General features: G+C 52.2%; 16 protein-coding genes. 5 read left to right on the top strand and 11 right to left on the bottom strand.

The window, feature by feature from the left end:
- Positions 1-3: 3 nt before the first annotated feature.
- The 4 genes from pfkA to cpxP all read right to left on the bottom strand — a co-directional run bounded on the left by pfkA (position 4) and on the right by cpxP (position 3,805).
- The gene (gene pfkA, locus AAIE03_RS18615; protein ID WP_006121288.1) at positions 4-966 is read right to left on the bottom strand and encodes a 6-phosphofructokinase; all 963 of its coding nucleotides are present in this window, start codon (positions 964-966) and stop codon (positions 4-6) included.
- 206 nt (positions 967-1,172) lie between these two features.
- A complete protein-coding gene (gene fieF / locus AAIE03_RS18610) occupies positions 1,173-2,075 on the bottom strand; it encodes a CDF family cation-efflux transporter FieF (protein WP_014604761.1) in 903 nt (300 codons plus the stop codon).
- Between the two features lie 233 nt (positions 2,076-2,308).
- A complete protein-coding gene (locus tag AAIE03_RS18605) occupies positions 2,309-2,470 on the bottom strand; it encodes a KGG domain-containing protein (RefSeq protein ID WP_029569270.1) in 162 nt (53 codons plus the stop codon).
- Positions 2,471-3,295: 825 nt separating this feature from the next.
- Positions 3,296-3,805: a cell-envelope stress modulator CpxP gene (cpxP, locus tag AAIE03_RS18600; RefSeq protein ID WP_013027709.1), complete on the bottom strand. Its 510-nt coding sequence runs from the start codon at positions 3,803-3,805 to the stop codon at positions 3,296-3,298.
- Between the two features lie 148 nt (positions 3,806-3,953).
- On the opposite strand from cpxP, the gene cpxR reads away from it, so the two are divergent.
- From cpxR to trmL, 3 genes are read left to right on the top strand one after another with little or no spacing between them, the layout of a single operon-like run.
- Positions 3,954-4,652 carry an envelope stress response regulator transcription factor CpxR gene (gene cpxR / locus AAIE03_RS18595; protein WP_014604760.1) on the top strand — a complete coding sequence of 233 codons (699 nt, stop codon included), beginning with the start codon at positions 3,954-3,956 and terminating at the stop codon, positions 4,650-4,652.
- Positions 4,649-6,028, top strand: coding sequence for an envelope stress sensor histidine kinase CpxA (cpxA, locus tag AAIE03_RS18590; protein WP_013027711.1), 1,380 nt, complete (start codon positions 4,649-4,651; stop codon positions 6,026-6,028). Before cpxR ends, cpxA begins: the two co-directional genes overlap by 4 nt.
- A 35-nt stretch (positions 6,029-6,063) precedes the next feature.
- Positions 6,064-6,537 carry a tRNA (uridine(34)/cytosine(34)/5-carboxymethylaminomethyluridine(34)-2'-O)-methyltransferase TrmL gene (gene trmL / locus AAIE03_RS18585; RefSeq protein WP_013027712.1) on the top strand — a complete coding sequence of 158 codons (474 nt, stop codon included), beginning with the start codon at positions 6,064-6,066 and terminating at the stop codon, positions 6,535-6,537.
- On the opposite strand, the gene cysE is transcribed toward trmL, so the two are convergent.
- The 5 genes from cysE to AAIE03_RS18560 all read right to left on the bottom strand — a co-directional run bounded on the left by cysE (position 6,534) and on the right by AAIE03_RS18560 (position 9,647).
- Positions 6,534-7,355, bottom strand: a complete 822-nt coding sequence (cysE, locus tag AAIE03_RS18580; protein WP_013027713.1) for a serine O-acetyltransferase — start codon at positions 7,353-7,355, stop codon at positions 6,534-6,536. The two genes, trmL and cysE, sit on opposite strands and share 4 nt — an antisense overlap.
- Positions 7,356-7,421: 66 nt before the next feature.
- On the bottom strand, positions 7,422-8,438 hold the full coding sequence (gpsA, locus tag AAIE03_RS18575) for an NAD(P)H-dependent glycerol-3-phosphate dehydrogenase (RefSeq protein WP_013027714.1): 1,017 nt from the start codon (positions 8,436-8,438) through the stop codon (positions 7,422-7,424).
- Complete coding sequence (gene secB / locus AAIE03_RS18570; protein WP_013027715.1) at positions 8,438-8,908, bottom strand: protein-export chaperone SecB; 471 nt, start codon at positions 8,906-8,908, stop codon at positions 8,438-8,440. Before secB ends, gpsA begins: the two co-directional genes overlap by 1 nt.
- Before the next feature lie 36 nt (positions 8,909-8,944).
- Positions 8,945-9,199: a glutaredoxin 3 gene (grxC, locus tag AAIE03_RS18565; RefSeq protein ID WP_498563130.1), complete on the bottom strand. Its 255-nt coding sequence runs from the start codon at positions 9,197-9,199 to the stop codon at positions 8,945-8,947.
- 16 nt (positions 9,200-9,215) lie between these two features.
- A complete protein-coding gene (locus tag AAIE03_RS18560) occupies positions 9,216-9,647 on the bottom strand; it encodes a rhodanese-like domain-containing protein (RefSeq protein ID WP_013027717.1) in 432 nt (143 codons plus the stop codon).
- Positions 9,648-9,899: 252 nt separating this feature from the next.
- Between AAIE03_RS18560 and envC the strand changes: the two genes are divergently transcribed.
- Both envC and AAIE03_RS18550 read left to right on the top strand, forming a co-directional pair.
- Complete coding sequence (gene envC, locus AAIE03_RS18555) at positions 9,900-11,201, top strand: murein hydrolase activator EnvC (protein WP_019105399.1); 1,302 nt, start codon at positions 9,900-9,902, stop codon at positions 11,199-11,201.
- Entirely contained in the window at positions 11,202-12,113 is a 912-nt protein-coding gene (locus tag AAIE03_RS18550; protein ID WP_022622376.1) for a divergent polysaccharide deacetylase family protein, read from the top strand.
- A gap of 86 nt (positions 12,114-12,199) precedes the next feature.
- Here the strand turns inward: AAIE03_RS18550 and tdh are convergent, their stop codons facing one another.
- Positions 12,200-13,234 carry an L-threonine 3-dehydrogenase gene (tdh, locus tag AAIE03_RS18545; RefSeq protein ID WP_013027720.1) on the bottom strand — a complete coding sequence of 345 codons (1,035 nt, stop codon included), beginning with the start codon at positions 13,232-13,234 and terminating at the stop codon, positions 12,200-12,202.
- Between the two features lie 9 nt (positions 13,235-13,243).
- Complete coding sequence (gene kbl / locus AAIE03_RS18540; protein ID WP_014594894.1) at positions 13,244-14,440, bottom strand: glycine C-acetyltransferase; 1,197 nt, start codon at positions 14,438-14,440, stop codon at positions 13,244-13,246.
- Between the last annotated feature and the right edge of the window lie 144 nt (positions 14,441-14,584).

The following is a 14,584-nucleotide window of genomic DNA, read 5'->3' as shown; positions in this document are numbered from 1 at the left end:
AAATCAGTAAAGCTGCTTCGCGGTATCCATCCAGTCACGCTTGAATGGACGCTTCATGTTCTCGATCGCATCAATGATGTCATGGTGCACCATTTTGTCGTTCTGAATACCCACACAGCGGCCACCGTAGCCCTGCATGAGCAGTTCAATGGAATACGCGCCCATGCGGGAGGCAAGAATACGATCATATGCGCACGGCGCACCGCCACGCTGAATGTGGCCAAGTACCGTCGCGCGCGTTTCGCGCTTCGTTTCGGTCTCGATAAACCGCGCCAGATCGTCGATATCACAGATATGTTCAGTGATAGCAACAATCGCATGCTTTTTACCTTTCGCGATGCCGGCCTTAATTTCTGCCACCAGCTCTTCACGGGTATAGGGAATTTCTGGCAACACGATAAACTCGCATCCACCAGCGATAGCGGCAGCCAGGGTCAAATCGCCACAGTAACGGCCCATCACTTCAACGATGGAGATGCGCTGGTGTGATGAAGAGGTATCACGCAGGCGGTCAATCGCCTCCACCACCGTTTCCAGTGCGGTAAAGTAGCCAATGGTGTAATCGGTGCCGGCAACATCGTTATCGATCGTGCCTGGCAGGCCGATACAGGGGAACCCCATCTCGGTCAGTCGCTTGGCGCCCATATAGGAACCGTCCCCGCCAATCACGACTAACGCATCAATACCGCGCTTTTTCAGGTTTTCAATGGCCACCTGACGGACATCATCGTTACGAAACTCAGGAAAACGCGCTGAACCCAAAAAAGTGCCGCCGCGATTAATCATGTCAGATACGCTGTAACGATCGAGATTGATCATCCGGTCTTCGTACAAACCCTGATAGCCGTCATAGATACCAAAAACTTCCAGCCCTTCACTTAACGCGGAGCGAACCACGCCGCGAATGGCTGCGTTCATGCCTGGGGCGTCACCGCCGCTGGTCAGTACACCAATTTTTTTGATCATGACAACCTCTGGATTGTTCAAAGCTAAGGGTTAATCCGGCCTGTTCAACGCTGATAAACACGATTGTGATGAGCGCAACATATAATGGCAGATAGTATATCAAAGGCCTGCGGCTGAATTGATTCAGGTCAGACAACTTTTCACTAATTTTTTGCAGCAATGTTAAAAACGTGCCGTTTCCATTTTATTAACTTAATTCATGTAAGTTAAAAGTTAAAAGAATCCTGCTTTTCAAACGGTACCACAGAACAGGGATCCTGATGAATAATGACGTCAGAACCGGGAAACGCTTTTCGCAGCGCTTTCTCTACCTGATCGGCAATACGATGAGCCTGGACGAGTGGTAACTGATCTTCGAGCTCAACGTGAAGCTGGATAAACTTTGTCGGGCCGGACTGACGCGTACGCACATCGTGTACGCCCTGCACACCCGGCCAGTTGAGGGAAATCGCAATAATTTGTTGCCGCTCTTCATCGGGTAATGCTCTGTCCAGTAAAGACTGAACGGCTTCATGGCCCATCCGCAGCGCACTAAAAAGAATATAGACGCCAATCCCTAACGCAAACAGTGCATCAGCGCGCGTGAAACCGTAGCTGCTTAATATCAGCGCCACCAGGATAGCCCCGTTCATAAACACATCTGACTGATAGTGCAGCATATCTGCGCGAATGGCCTGACTCCGGGTTTTACGCACGACCCAGCGCTGGAAGGTGACCAGTACTAATGTCGAAACCAGCGCTACGACGGTGACAACAATTCCGATGCCCGGCGAGCGCAGTTCGTTAGGGGAAGCGAGATGTTGAATACCCGTAAGAAAGAGGAAAAGGGCTGAACCCGAAATGAACATGCTTTGGGCCAGCGCGGCCAGCGACTCCGCTTTACCATGCCCAAATGTATGATCGTCATCGGCGGGCTGTAAGGAATAACGCACTACCAGCAGGTTGGTCAGCGAGGCGGCAATATCCACCAGGGAATCGACCAGCGCGGCCAGCAGGCTAACCGATCCGGTGTACCACCAGGCAAAAATCTTCACAACCAATAAGACGGAAGCCAGCAGCGTCGCCGCGACTGCCGCAGACTGAATTAACTTTCCGTACGAAGCCTGCATGCCAAACTCCATAGACATATTACTGAAACGTAACGCAGTATGAGAGAAAGGCTAAGTTTAACACTACAGCAGGCGTCGCGCCTGACTGTCTGAACGGCGAAGAAGCAGGATGAAATGGCATTTCTGAAGGAAAAAAAATACTTCGCCCCGTCCTCATAGAGAGACGGGGCGAATTGCCTACCTTGGGTAAGCGCCAAATCAACGTGCAGATTTGGTTCAGTGCTTAGCAGCCGTTACTTTTTGCCGCCTTTCTTGCCCGCTTCGGAGGCTTTTTCGGGGTTATTTTTAAAATTACCGCCGCCTGTGCCGCTGCTCTTACCGCCTTTTTTACCGGCTTCAGACGCTTTTTGCGGGTTGTCTGCGAAATTGCCTGAACCACCACGATGCTCTGCCATAATTTACTCCGTTAATAGGTTAATTCGGACTACATGATGTGGTTGCTGCTCTCCGTTAATTTCGTAAGTACATCGGCTTCCATGCTGAGACAACTTAAGTGTAGAACTGCGCAATTAGCGTGCAAGCGGAGCGGGATATTTGCAGCTTATTGAAATATAAATAAAAACAAAGCAGGAAGTTAAATAAGTTTTACTTATCATGCATTTAAAAGATGAAAGAAAAGTGAAATATCTTCGATGGAAAAACGCGCAAGAAAAACAGCCCCCTGAAAAACAGGAATAAAACCAACGGTGTTTTCTATTTTTTTAACTACCCGATAAATTGTAAATTCATCGTAAATGATAAATCGCAGAAAAAAACATCATGAGATGAAAAGGGATCTTTGGTTCAAAGTGAGCCCGGAACAATTCTGCAAATTAATGAAACTGGCGAAGCCAGATATACCCAGGCATCAAGCTATGCATATCTTGCGGCATACGTTCAGTCGTTGGTCATGATAGACGGCAGAAATCTCATATCGGTACAGGCGATTTTAGGCCATGCAAGGATTGAGCAAACGGCAGCTTATGCCCATCTTGCACCTAACGATTTGAGGGATGCGATTACGCGTAATCCGCTTGAAGGTGGCCTAAATGTGTAGCTAATGTTGTCTACATATTGTCTACACCAGCGGCGCTTATACCTGTCTGCAAATGCTTGGCGTGTTTTTAGTCACGCACTGATTTTAAAGGATTTTTGGATAAGTACCTGATAAAAAAAACCCCCTCATCATGAGGGGGAAGACAGGGATGTGTCTATGGCAAGGAAAACAGGGATACTATTTACTACTGGTTACTACTGGTACGACTCACGGGTTGCAGCGATGATGCTGGCTGCAGATTCGAAAGCTTGCGTAATGAATTTATACGCCGCTCATAATTCTTTTGTAACGCGGCCTGCTGCTCCGGCGTTAACAGGTGGTACATCTGATTACGAACGCGCGCCATCTCAACCTGCTGCTCTACCTGAACTCTGGCAATGGCTTCTGCCTTACTGCGGATGGCCGCTTCGTTAAAATTATCTGCAGTCACTAAATCATGCATGGCTGCGATATCATCAATATTCGTTGCCGGACGATCGTGTCGGGCTTGCTGCATAAGGTCACGCATCTGCTGCCGTTGATGTTCCGTCAACTCAATGCCGTCGAACATGTGACTTTGCGAATTTTGCGTCATACTGCCTGTCGTAAATTCGCCGTGATGCACATCATCAGGCGCCATCGGCTCTGCTGCTCTTGCGCTGGCGTTACAGAGAACCATCGCTGAGGCAATAACGACGGCGGTTAATTTGCGCATCGTTTACTCCAGTTCGTTCTGTTTTGCGATTCAACGATAGCCAGTGTACGGCGATAGCTGCAAACATCCGTCAGGGGGTGTAAAAGTACGTAAATCGATGGATTGGTATCATGGGAACACGCTATTTTGCCTGCGGAGGGCTACAAAAATGAATAAAATCCTGTTGGTAGATGATGACCGCGAATTAACTTCGCTTTTGAAAGAGCTGTTGGAAATGGAAGGGTTTGAAGTCGTGGTCGCCAGCGATGGTGAACAAGCGTTGAACCTGCTTGATAACTCAATTGATCTGCTTTTACTGGATGTCATGATGCCGAAGAAAAACGGTATCGACACCCTGAAAGAATTACGCCAGCAATATCAGACGCCCGTCATTATGCTTACCGCACGCGGAAGCGAACTGGATCGCGTGCTGGGCCTTGAACTGGGTGCCGATGACTATCTGCCTAAACCCTTTAACGATCGTGAGCTGGTCGCGCGTATTCGCGCTATCCTGCGTCGTTCAAACTGGAGTGAACAGCAGCAGCAGCACGATAATAGTTCACCCACGCTGGAAGTTGACTGCCTGCGCCTGAATCCGGGCCGTCAGGAAGCCAGTTTCGACAGCGAGACGCTGGATCTCACCGGAACGGAATTCACCCTGCTTTATCTTCTGGCACAGCATCTTGGGCAGGTTGTCTCTCGCGAGCACCTTAGCCAGGAAGTGCTGGGCAAACGCCTTACGCCTTTTGACCGCGCCATTGACATGCACATCTCTAACCTGCGCCGTAAGCTCCCTGACCGCCGTGACGGACATCCGTGGTTTAAGACATTACGTGGCCGCGGCTATCTGATGGTTTCTGCATCATGATAGGAAGTTTGACTACCCGCATCTTTGCTATTTTCTGGCTGACGCTGGCACTGGTATTGATGCTGGTGCTCATGGTACCCAAGCTTGATTCACGTCAGATGACGTCGCTGATGGAGAGTGAGCAGCGTCAGGGGACGATGATAGAGCAGCACGTTGAAGCGGAGTTAATGCGCGATCCCCCTAACGATTTGATGTGGTGGCGGCGCTTATTTCGCGCGATTGAGAAATGGGCACCGCCCGGTCAGCGCTTGCTGTTAGTCACCAGCGAAGGCCGGGTTATTGGCGCGCAGCATAATGAAATGCAGGTTATCCGTAACTTCATCGGTCAGTCAGACAATGCCGATCATCCACAGAAGAAAAAGTATGGTCGCGTCGAAATGGTGGGCCCTTTCGCCGTTCGGGATGGGGAGGATAACTATCAGCTTTACCTGATTCGGCCTGCCAGCAGTTCTCAACTGGACTTTATCAACCTGCTGTTTGACCGGCCTTTGCTACTGCTTATCGTTACCATGCTGATTAGCTCACCGCTTCTGCTCTGGCTGGCGTGGAGCCTGGCGCGTCCTGCACGTAAACTCAAATACGCTGCGGATGAAGTGGCCAGCGGCAACCTGCGTCAACATCCTGAACTGGAATCGGGCCCGCAGGAGTTTCTGGCCGCCGGTTCCAGCTTCAATCAAATGGTGAGTGCGCTGGAGCGCATGATGAACGGTCAGCAACGTCTGCTTTCCGATATCAGCCACGAATTGCGTACGCCGCTGACGAGACTTCAGCTGGCTACCGCCCTGCTGCGTCGCCGTCAGGGTGAAGGCAAAGAGCTGGAGCGCATTGAGATGGAAGCTCAGCGGCTTGACGGCATGATTAATGACCTGTTGGTGCTGTCGAGAACCCAGCATAAGAACGCGCTGGTTAGCGAAGCCATGAAGGCAAACCAGCTCTGGAATGACGTGCTGGAAGACGCCAGGTTTGAAGCGGAACAAATGGGCAAGACGCTGGAGATTCCTTATCCTCCAGGCCCCTGGCCGCTATACGGCAACCCACATGCGCTGGAAAGCGCGCTGGAGAACATCGTCCGTAATGCGTTGCGCTACTCGCACACGCATATCAGCGTCAGTTTTTCCGTGGATATCTCGGGTATTACCGTGCACGTTGATGATGACGGTCCTGGCGTCAGCCCGGAGGATCGCGAGCAGATATTTCGTCCTTTCTACCGCACTGATGAAGCGCGAGACAGGGAATCCGGCGGTACTGGCCTCGGGCTGGCGATTGTGGAAACGGCAATACAGCAACATCGCGGGTGGGTCAAAGCGGATGACAGCCCGCTGGGTGGACTGCGCCTCACTATCTGGCTGCCACTTTACTCCTCTGCAAGGCAATAATTTGCTATGCTTCGGCCCTCGTTATCGGGGGCCTTATGCTTAACATCGTATTATTTGAACCAGAAATCCCACCTAACACCGGCAATATTATTCGCCTGTGCGCCAATACCGGTTTTCAGCTCCACCTGATTGAGCCACTGGGCTTTGCCTGGGACGATAAGCGCCTGCGTCGCGCCGGGTTGGACTATCACGAATTTACCGCGATCAAATTTCATGCTGACTATCAGGCTTTCATCGCTACCGAGCAGCCTGAGCGCCTGTTTGCGCTGACCACCAAAGGCACGCCCGCACACAGTGCGGTCAACTATCAGTCTGGGGATTATTTGCTGTTTGGACCGGAAAGCCGCGGGTTACCCGCAGAGATATTACAGGCTCTGCCCGCAGCGCAAAAAATCCGCATTCCGATGATGGCGGAAAGCCGTAGCATGAACCTGTCCAACGCGGTATCGGTAGTGGTTTACGAAGCGTGGCGCCAACTCGACTATGCTGGCGCACTGATTAAATCTTAAATACCATCGCCAAACTGGAAGCCTGCACCGTTACCGTTAAAGTGTTGATCCATATCCATTGACGGCTTTTCACTGCCGGGCTTGCCGACGATGCGCGCAGGAACCCCGGCGGCGGTGGTATGTGGAGGGATAGATTGCAACACCACGGAGCCGGCACCAATCTTGGCACCACGGCCTACCTCGATATTACCGAGGATTTTCGCACCCGCGCCAATCATCACCCCTTCACGAATTTTCGGATGGCGGTCGCCGCTGGTTTTTCCGGTGCCGCCAAGCGTTACTGACTGCAGGATTGATACATCATTTTCCACAACGGCGGTTTCACCGATCACAATCCCGGTAGCATGATCCAGCATGATCCCATGACCAATTTTGGCAGCCGGATGAATATCAACCGCAAAGGAGACTGAGACTTCGTTTTGCAGATAAACGGCCAGAGCGCGTCGGCCTTCATTCCACAGCCAGTGCCCGATACGATGCGCCTGAAGCGCATGAAAGCCTTTCAGATAAAGCAGCGGCGTGGAGTATTTATCAACCGCAGGATCGCGCAGGCGAACCGCCTGAATATCACAAGCAGCAGACGCAATCATTGAGGGATCTTCACGGTATGCTTCTTCTACCACTTCACGAATAGCGATAGCAGGCATGATCGGATTCGCCAGCTTATTGGCCAGCATATAGCTAAGAGCACTGCCAAGATTCTCATGCTTAAGCAATGTCGCATGGTAAAAGCTGGCCAGCATCGGCTCGCAGTCTGCCAGCGCGCGTGCTTCCGCCTTGATATTGTCCCAGACCAGTTCTAACTCATCAGACGACATGCTGTTTTCTCCCGATAAAAAAGCGCCTTGATCGGCGCTGCAGGTGATGATGCCTGGCTTCCTGCTTTAGTTTGTACTGTTTTCGTCCTTCCTCGAACGCCCCAGCAGGCTTAATGCTGCATCTCGTGCCGGTTTTCCGCAATAGAGCACCTGATAAATCTGCTCCGTAATGGGCATTTCAACCCCGACACGTGCAGCCAGCGCTTTGACTTCTTTCGTATTTCTGTAACCTTCTACAACTTGTCCGATAATGCGTTGTGCGCCATCGACCTCTTCGCCCTGCCCCAACATCATGCCAAAGCGGCGGTTACGCGACTGATTATCGGTACAGGTAAGCACCAGATCGCCCAGGCCTGCCATCCCCATAAACGTCGTGGGATCGGCACCCAACGCTGCGCCAAGACGGCTCATCTCTGCCAGTCCACGGGTGATTAATGCCGTTCGTGCATTCGCGCCAAATCCGATACCGTCCGATATCCCAGCACCAATCGCGATCACATTTTTAACCGCGCCACCCAGCTGAACCCCGATAAAATCGGGATTGTTATACACGCGGAAACTTTTGCCGCAGTGCAACCGCGTTTGCAAATCATCCGCAAACTGCGTATCGGTTGCCGCCAGCGCAATCGCCGTAGGTAAACCCGCGGCCAGTTCTTTCGCGAAGGTTGGGCCAGATATCACCGCCAGCGGAATGGCCTCACCCAGGATTTCCCGGGCGACGTCCTGCAGCAAACGACCGGTTTCTTTTTCCAGCCCTTTCGTCGCCCAGACGATACGCGAGTCCTCACGTAAGCCAGGTTTGATCTGCGTCAGCACTTCGCCAAAGACGTGGCTGGGTACGACCACCAGTAGATCGCGGCTGGCCGCAATGGCCCTGGCGAGATCGGGTTCAATCGTCAGATTATCGGGAAAGGGAACATCAGGCAGGAAAGCAAGATTGCAGCGGTCTGACTGCAGCTGTGCCATGTGGGCGGGATTATGGCCCCACAACAACACGGGATGGCCATTACGGGCCAGCGTAATCGCCAAAGCGGTGCCGTACGAACCGGCACCGATGACGCTAATCGAAGCGTGAGTAGTCATCAGGCATCCTGATGTTGCGCGGCACCTTCTTCGCCTTGCTGCTGCTGCAGATAGTTCATAAACAGCGCATCAAAGTTAACCGGCGCGAGGTTAAGCTGCGGGAACGTACCACGAGAAACCAGACTGGTGATGCATTCACGGGCATAAGGGAACAGAATATTCGGGCAGTAAGCGCCCAGGCAATGCGCCATCTGAGTGCCGTCGATACCGCCGATGGTGAAAATGCCCGCCTGCTGCACTTCACACAGGAAAGCGGTATCTTCGCCAACGGTCGCGGTTACAGTCACACGCAGCACCACTTCATACACTTCATCAGCCAGCTGCGAAGAAGCCGTGTCCAGATCCAGCTTAACGTCTGGTTCCCACTCTTTCTGAAACACTTGTGGCGCGTTCGGCGCTTCAAAAGAAATGTCTTTCGTGTAAACGCGCTGAATCTGAAATTGCATTTCGTTGGTGTTATGTTCTGACATGTGACTAAGTCCTGTAAGTTAATATGTCTGGCGTAATTACGCCTGAAGTAACGGATCTAAACCTGCACGATCGTTGAGCGCCATCAGATCGTCGCAACCGCCAATATGCTGACCGTCGATAAAGATCTGCGGCACGGTAGTCCGGCCACTGCGCTTAATCATCTCTTCGCGTTTTGCCATGTCCCCATCAATGGGAATCTCTTGAAACGCCACGCCTTTTTGACTCAGCAGCGCTTTTGCCCGGTGGCAATAAGGACAGGTTGCTTTGATGTAAATTTCAACATTTGTCATAGGGACCTCAGGATGATTATTTACCGCGAACCAACGGCAGATTTTCGCCGCTCCAACCACTGATACCGTCTTTGAGAACGGCAACCTGGGTAAATCCAGCCGCGCTCAGATGGGCAGCAGGATCTGCCGCGCTTTGTCCGGTTGCGCATACAACAATTATGGGCTGTGCTTTATGCTTTTCCAACTCGCCTAAACTGCCTTTCTTGATATCTGCTGCAGCCACATTTATCGCGCCCGAAATGTGCCCCTTGCGGTAATCATCACGCGAACGCACGTCTACCACTACCGCGTCCTCTTTGTTAATGAGTCGGGTTGCTTCGCCTCGACTGATAGTTTTTACTTTAGAGAACATTCCTTTAACGGTAGTCACAATCACCAGTACGAGTAAGACGACCCATGCCAGACTCAGGATGGGGTGATTGCTTGCAAACTGCATAATTTCTTGCATGAGGGGTAACGACTCCAGACCGGGCTAATAAGCTAAAACAAGGCTTCTGAGTATACCTGCGCCACTTCGCATGTACAGACGCTAAGCGGACAGAGTGACGATTTGTGCGTCATTTTCCAAAAAAATTGGCTGAATGGCAAAAATGTCGTGGCGCTTGTCCCTTGTCCTGATGAAAATGGATCGCACTGAGAAAGCAAAAGCCGGTCGGCAATGCTGGTAAGCAACTGTTCATCGTGGAATAATCATCGGCCTATGAAGGGAAAGACAACCGTTCTACCAACATGGACTCGTTACAACGGTCGTCCCCTGCCGTTGTTTACACGCTTGTCCGCCCTGTCTTTTAGCCTGCTTTATGCGGGCATATTGTTGTTTCCTCTACCCGGCTTATCGGCGGATGACAACAAAGCCCAGCTGAAATCTATCCAGCAAGAAATTGCCGAAAAAGAAAAAAGCGTAAAAGCCCAAAAGGTTCAGCGCAGCCAGTTACTTAATCAGCTACAAAGTCAGGAAAAGATCATTGCTCAGGCAAGTCGACAGCTACGGGAAACCCGTAACAGCCTGTCGGCCCTGAAGGGTGAGATTACCCAGGTCACCGCCTCGGTTTCCCGTCTTGAAAAGCAGCAGGCACAGCAGGAAAAGCTGCTTGCTGAACAGCTGGACGCCGCCTTTCGCCAGGGGCAGCACAAAGGTTTGCAACTTCTGTTAGGCGGTGAAGAGAGTCAGCGTAGCGAACGTATCCTCGCTTACTTTGGCTATCTGAACACCGCACGTCAGGAAAATATCACCGCCCTGCAAACCACCCGTCAGGAATTAGCCCAACAGCGCGCCTCGCTGGAACAAAAGCAACAACAGCAGAAAACGCTGTTAACCCAGCAGCAAGAACAACAAGACAAACTCCAGCAAGCCAGCGCCGCGCGTAAAAAAACGCTCACGTCTCTGGAAAGCGCACTGCAGAAGGATCAGGCTGACCTGGTTGAGATGCGCCAGAACGAAAGCCGCCTGCAAGATAAAATCGCTCGTGCCGAGCGAGAAGCCCGTGAACGCGCCGCCCGTGAGGCACGTGAGGCAGAAAAAGTGCGTCAGCGTCAGGTGCAGGCGAAAGCGAAAGGCTCCAGTTATCAGCCAACACAAAGCGAGCGCGAGCTGATGGCGCGAACGGGCGGACTGGGACGGCCCAACGGTCAGGATATCTGGCCGGTACGCGGACGCGTCGAACATCGGTTCGGTGAGGAACTGCAAGGCGAATTACGCTGGAAAGGCCTGGTCATTGCGGCTCCGGAAGGCACAGAGGTCAAAGCCATTGCCGATGGTCGTGTATTGATGGCCGACTGGTTGCAGGGCTATGGTCTGGTCGTAGTTATCGAGCATGGTAAAGGAGATATGAGTCTGTATGGCTATAACCAAAGCGCCCTCGTCAGCGTAGGTGCCCAGGTGAAGGCCGGTCAGCCCATTGCGCTGGTGGGCACCAGCGGTGGTCGCGGCACGCCTTCGCTCTATTTTGAAATCCGACGTCAGGGTAAAGCGGTCAATCCAGTTCCGTGGTTGGGAAAATAAGTGTTAGTTCATCGTTACCAGATTACCGCCTTGCTGTGCGGACTGTTGCTCAGTTTCGCGTCCCAGGCCGCTAAGCTCGCCATCGTCATTGATGATTTCGGCTATCGACCCACGGAAGAAAATAAAGTGCTGCAAATGCCGCAGGCGATCTCTGTCGCGGTGCTTCCTGATGCGCCCTATGCACGTCAGATGGCCATCAAAGCGCATCAGGGCGGCCGTGAAGTTCTGATTCACCTGCCTATGGCGCCGTTAAGTAAGCAACCGCTTGAGAAAAACACCTTAACGCCTGAAATGAGCCGCGCGGAAATCGATCGCATCATCCGTAGTGCGGTCAACAATGTCCCCTATGCAGTGGGGCTGAATAACCATATGGGCAGCAAAATGACATCGAGCCTGCCGGGTATGCAAAAAGTCATGCAGGCGCTGAATCAGTACAATCTGTACTTTCTCGACAGCATGACGATTGGTAACAGTCAGTCACTGCAGGCCGCACAGGGAACGCACGTCAGGGTGCTTAAGCGTCGCGTATTTTTAGATGACAGTCAGGATATCAATGCGATTCGACAGCAGTTCAACCGGGCAGTCAGTCTGGCCCAGCGTGATGGCTACGCGATTGCGATCGGTCATCCGCATCCCAATACCGTGCGGGTGCTGCAACAAATGTTGCCCTCGCTGCCCGCAGATATCACCCTGGTGACGCCGGGTCAGTTATTGAATGAACCGCTACGCAACGGCAACGCATCGCCAGCCAAGATCACACCACACAGCAAGCCACTTCAGGGCTTCCAGCCGCCTGGTGAATGTAAAGTGAAGCAGCCGCTGGCACCAGTTCCGGCTAGCCGTGCGCTGAGCGTTATTGGTGAAAGCATTACAGAAAGTCCGCTTTATCATCGTATTGATGAACTGTTCTAAAACACTCAGCACCAGGCATTAAACCTGGTGCTGAGCAATCACATTACGCAGACAAACGTTATCTTTCTTACTCGCTACTCGGGCGATCAAGGCGACGTCCAGTCCAGAATCACCTTTCCAGACTGCCCCGAGCGCATTTCATCAAAACCCTGCTGGAAGTCATCAATCGGGTAACGGTGAGTGATAATCGGGGTGAGATCCAAACCTGACTGAATCAGCGCGGCCATCTTATACCAGGTTTCGAACATCTCACGCCCGTATATGCCCTTGATAAACAGTCCTTTAAAGATCACCAGGTTCCAGTCAATAGCCATTTCTCCCGGAGGAATGCCCAGTAAGGCCAACCGCCCACCGTGATTCATCACCTCAAGCAAGGTTCGGAAAGCGGGCGGTGCACCTGACATTTCTAATCCCACGTCAAAGCCTTCTTTCATGTCCAGCGCATGCATGACTTCACGCAGATCTTCTCTGGCGACATTGACCGCGCAGGTCACGCCCATCTTGCGGGCCAGTTCAAGCCGGTAGTCATTAATGTCCGTGATCACGACATTCCGCGCACCGACATGGCGGCACACCGCAGCCGCCATAATACCAATAGGGCCGGCACCGGAAATGAGTACGTCTTCACCGACCAGGTCGAAGGATAAGGCGGTATGTACCGCGTTGCCGAAGGGATCAAAAATCGCTGCCAGCTCGTCGGAAATATTGTCGGGAATTTTGAATGCATTAAAGGCGGGAATAACCAGATACTCTGCAAAGCATCCCTGGCGGTTAACGCCAACGCCTTGGGTATTTCGACAGAGATGGGTACGGCCTGCGCGGCAGTTTCGGCAGTGCCCACAGGTGATATGCCCCTCGCCCGAAACCCGATCGCCTATGTTAAACCCTTTAACCTCCTGACCAATAGCCACCACTTCACCGACATATTCGTGGCCGACAATCATGGGGACCGGGATGGTTTTACGCGACCAGTCGTCCCAGTTGTAAATATGTACGTCTGTCCCACAGATGGCGGTTTTACGAATTTTTATCAGCAGATCGTTGTGACCCGGCTCGGGAACTGGCGCATCAGTCACCATCCAGATGCCCTGCTCTTTTTTCAACTTAGCCAGTGCTTTCATGGTTAATCCTCAGGCAATGACGCCAAGTTGTTTACCAATGCGCGTGAAAGCTGCCACCGCCGTTTCGAGTTGCTGCTGGCTGTGCGCTGCTGAAATTTGGGTTCGGATGCGTGCCTGACCTTTTGGCACAACCGGATAGAAAAACCCGGTGACATAGATGCCTTCCTGTTGTAACAACTGAGCAAATTCCTGCGCGACGCTGGCTTCTCCCAGCATGACCGGAATGATGGCATGATCGGCGCCGGCCAGCGTAAAACCTGCCGATGTCATTTTTTCGCGGAAGAAACGTGCGTTGTCCCACAAGCGCTGACGCAAACCGTCGCCTTCGCTTAATAAATCCAGCACGCGAAGAGAAGCCGCGACAATTGCCGGTGCCAGCGAGTTAGAGAACAGATAAGGCCGTGAGCGCTGACGCAGCCATTCCACCACCTCTGCTTTGGCAGCAGTGTAACCGCCTGATGCGCCGCCCAGCGCCTTGCCCAAAGTGCCGGTGATAATGTCGACCCGGCCCATGACGTCGCAGTACTCATGCGTTCCGCGACCGGTACTTCCGACAAAGCCAACCGCATGGGAATCATCGACCATGACAAGTGCGGAATAGTCGTCTGCAAGATCGCAAATGGCGTTCAGATTGGCGATCACGCCGTCCATTGAGAACACGCCGTCCGTGGCAATCATAATGGTCTTCGCCCCGTTATCCCTGGCTTCCTTCAGGCGGTCGCGCAGTTGCGCCATATCATTGTTAGCGTAACGATAGCGCTGTGCTTTACACAGGCGTACACCATCAATAATCGATGCATGATTGAGTGCATCAGAGATGATGGCATCTTCCGCGCCCAGTAAGGTTTCAAACAGCCCGCCGTTGGCGTCAAAACAGGAGGAGTAAAGAATGGCGTCCTCCATTCCCAGAAAATCGGCGAGCTTTTTTTCCAGCTGTTTGTGTATATCCTGGGTACCGCAGATAAAACGCACGGATGCCATGCCAAAACCGTGCGAATCCATGCCCTCTTTGGCTGCCTGAATTAAGGCTGGGTGGTTGGCCAAACCCAGGTAGTTATTCGCGCAAAAGTTAATTACGGGACGATCAGGCCCGACCTCAATTTCTGCCTGTTGTGCGGAGGTAATAATACGTTCTTTTTTGAATAAACCTTCACGCTGGGCGGCGTCGAGTTGCTGCCGGATATGTTGGTAAAAATGCGCTGGCATTATCCTGCTCCTGATAAGGTGGAAATCTGGCAAATATTACTGAACATATCGCCTTTCTACGCTTAATCGACCAAAAGAATGTTAATTTTGCAGCATAGTTCACGCCATTCTGTTGGATGTGCAGGACCTTACAGAGTCATCTGG

It is taken from the genome of Pantoea sp. Ae19-2, assembly GCF_059801205.1.
Note: the sequence above shows the minus strand (reverse complement) of the source record. Positions and strands in the feature narration are given on the sequence as shown.

What these genes read in the sequence shown, in the direction of transcription:
- pfkA (WP_006121288.1), bottom strand. Translation starts at nt 966, where the DNA reads ATGATCAAAAAAATTGGTGTACTGACCAGCGGCGGTGACGCCCCAGGC.
- fieF (WP_014604761.1), bottom strand. Translation starts at nt 2,075, where the DNA reads ATGCAGGCTTCGTACGGAAAGTTAATTCAGTCTGCGGCAGTCGCGGCG.
- AAIE03_RS18605 (WP_029569270.1), bottom strand. Translation starts at nt 2,470, where the DNA reads ATGGCAGAGCATCGTGGTGGTTCAGGCAATTTCGCAGACAACCCGCAA.
- cpxP (WP_013027709.1), bottom strand. Translation starts at nt 3,805, where the DNA reads ATGCGCAAATTAACCGCCGTCGTTATTGCCTCAGCGATGGTTCTCTGT.
- cpxR (WP_014604760.1), top strand. Translation starts at nt 3,954, where the DNA reads ATGAATAAAATCCTGTTGGTAGATGATGACCGCGAATTAACTTCGCTT.
- cpxA (WP_013027711.1), top strand. Translation starts at nt 4,649, where the DNA reads ATGATAGGAAGTTTGACTACCCGCATCTTTGCTATTTTCTGGCTGACG.
- trmL (WP_013027712.1), top strand. Translation starts at nt 6,064, where the DNA reads ATGCTTAACATCGTATTATTTGAACCAGAAATCCCACCTAACACCGGC.
- cysE (WP_013027713.1), bottom strand. Translation starts at nt 7,355, where the DNA reads ATGTCGTCTGATGAGTTAGAACTGGTCTGGGACAATATCAAGGCGGAA.
- gpsA (WP_013027714.1), bottom strand. Translation starts at nt 8,438, where the DNA reads ATGACTACTCACGCTTCGATTAGCGTCATCGGTGCCGGTTCGTACGGC.
- secB (WP_013027715.1), bottom strand. Translation starts at nt 8,908, where the DNA reads ATGTCAGAACATAACACCAACGAAATGCAATTTCAGATTCAGCGCGTT.
- grxC (WP_498563130.1), bottom strand. Translation starts at nt 9,199, where the DNA reads ATGACAAATGTTGAAATTTACATCAAAGCAACCTGTCCTTATTGCCAC.
- AAIE03_RS18560 (WP_013027717.1), bottom strand. Translation starts at nt 9,647, where the DNA reads ATGCAAGAAATTATGCAGTTTGCAAGCAATCACCCCATCCTGAGTCTG.
- envC (WP_019105399.1), top strand. Translation starts at nt 9,900, where the DNA reads ATGAAGGGAAAGACAACCGTTCTACCAACATGGACTCGTTACAACGGT.
- tdh (WP_013027720.1), bottom strand. Translation starts at nt 13,234, where the DNA reads ATGAAAGCACTGGCTAAGTTGAAAAAAGAGCAGGGCATCTGGATGGTG.
- kbl (WP_014594894.1), bottom strand. Translation starts at nt 14,440, where the DNA reads ATGCCAGCGCATTTTTACCAACATATCCGGCAGCAACTCGACGCCGCC.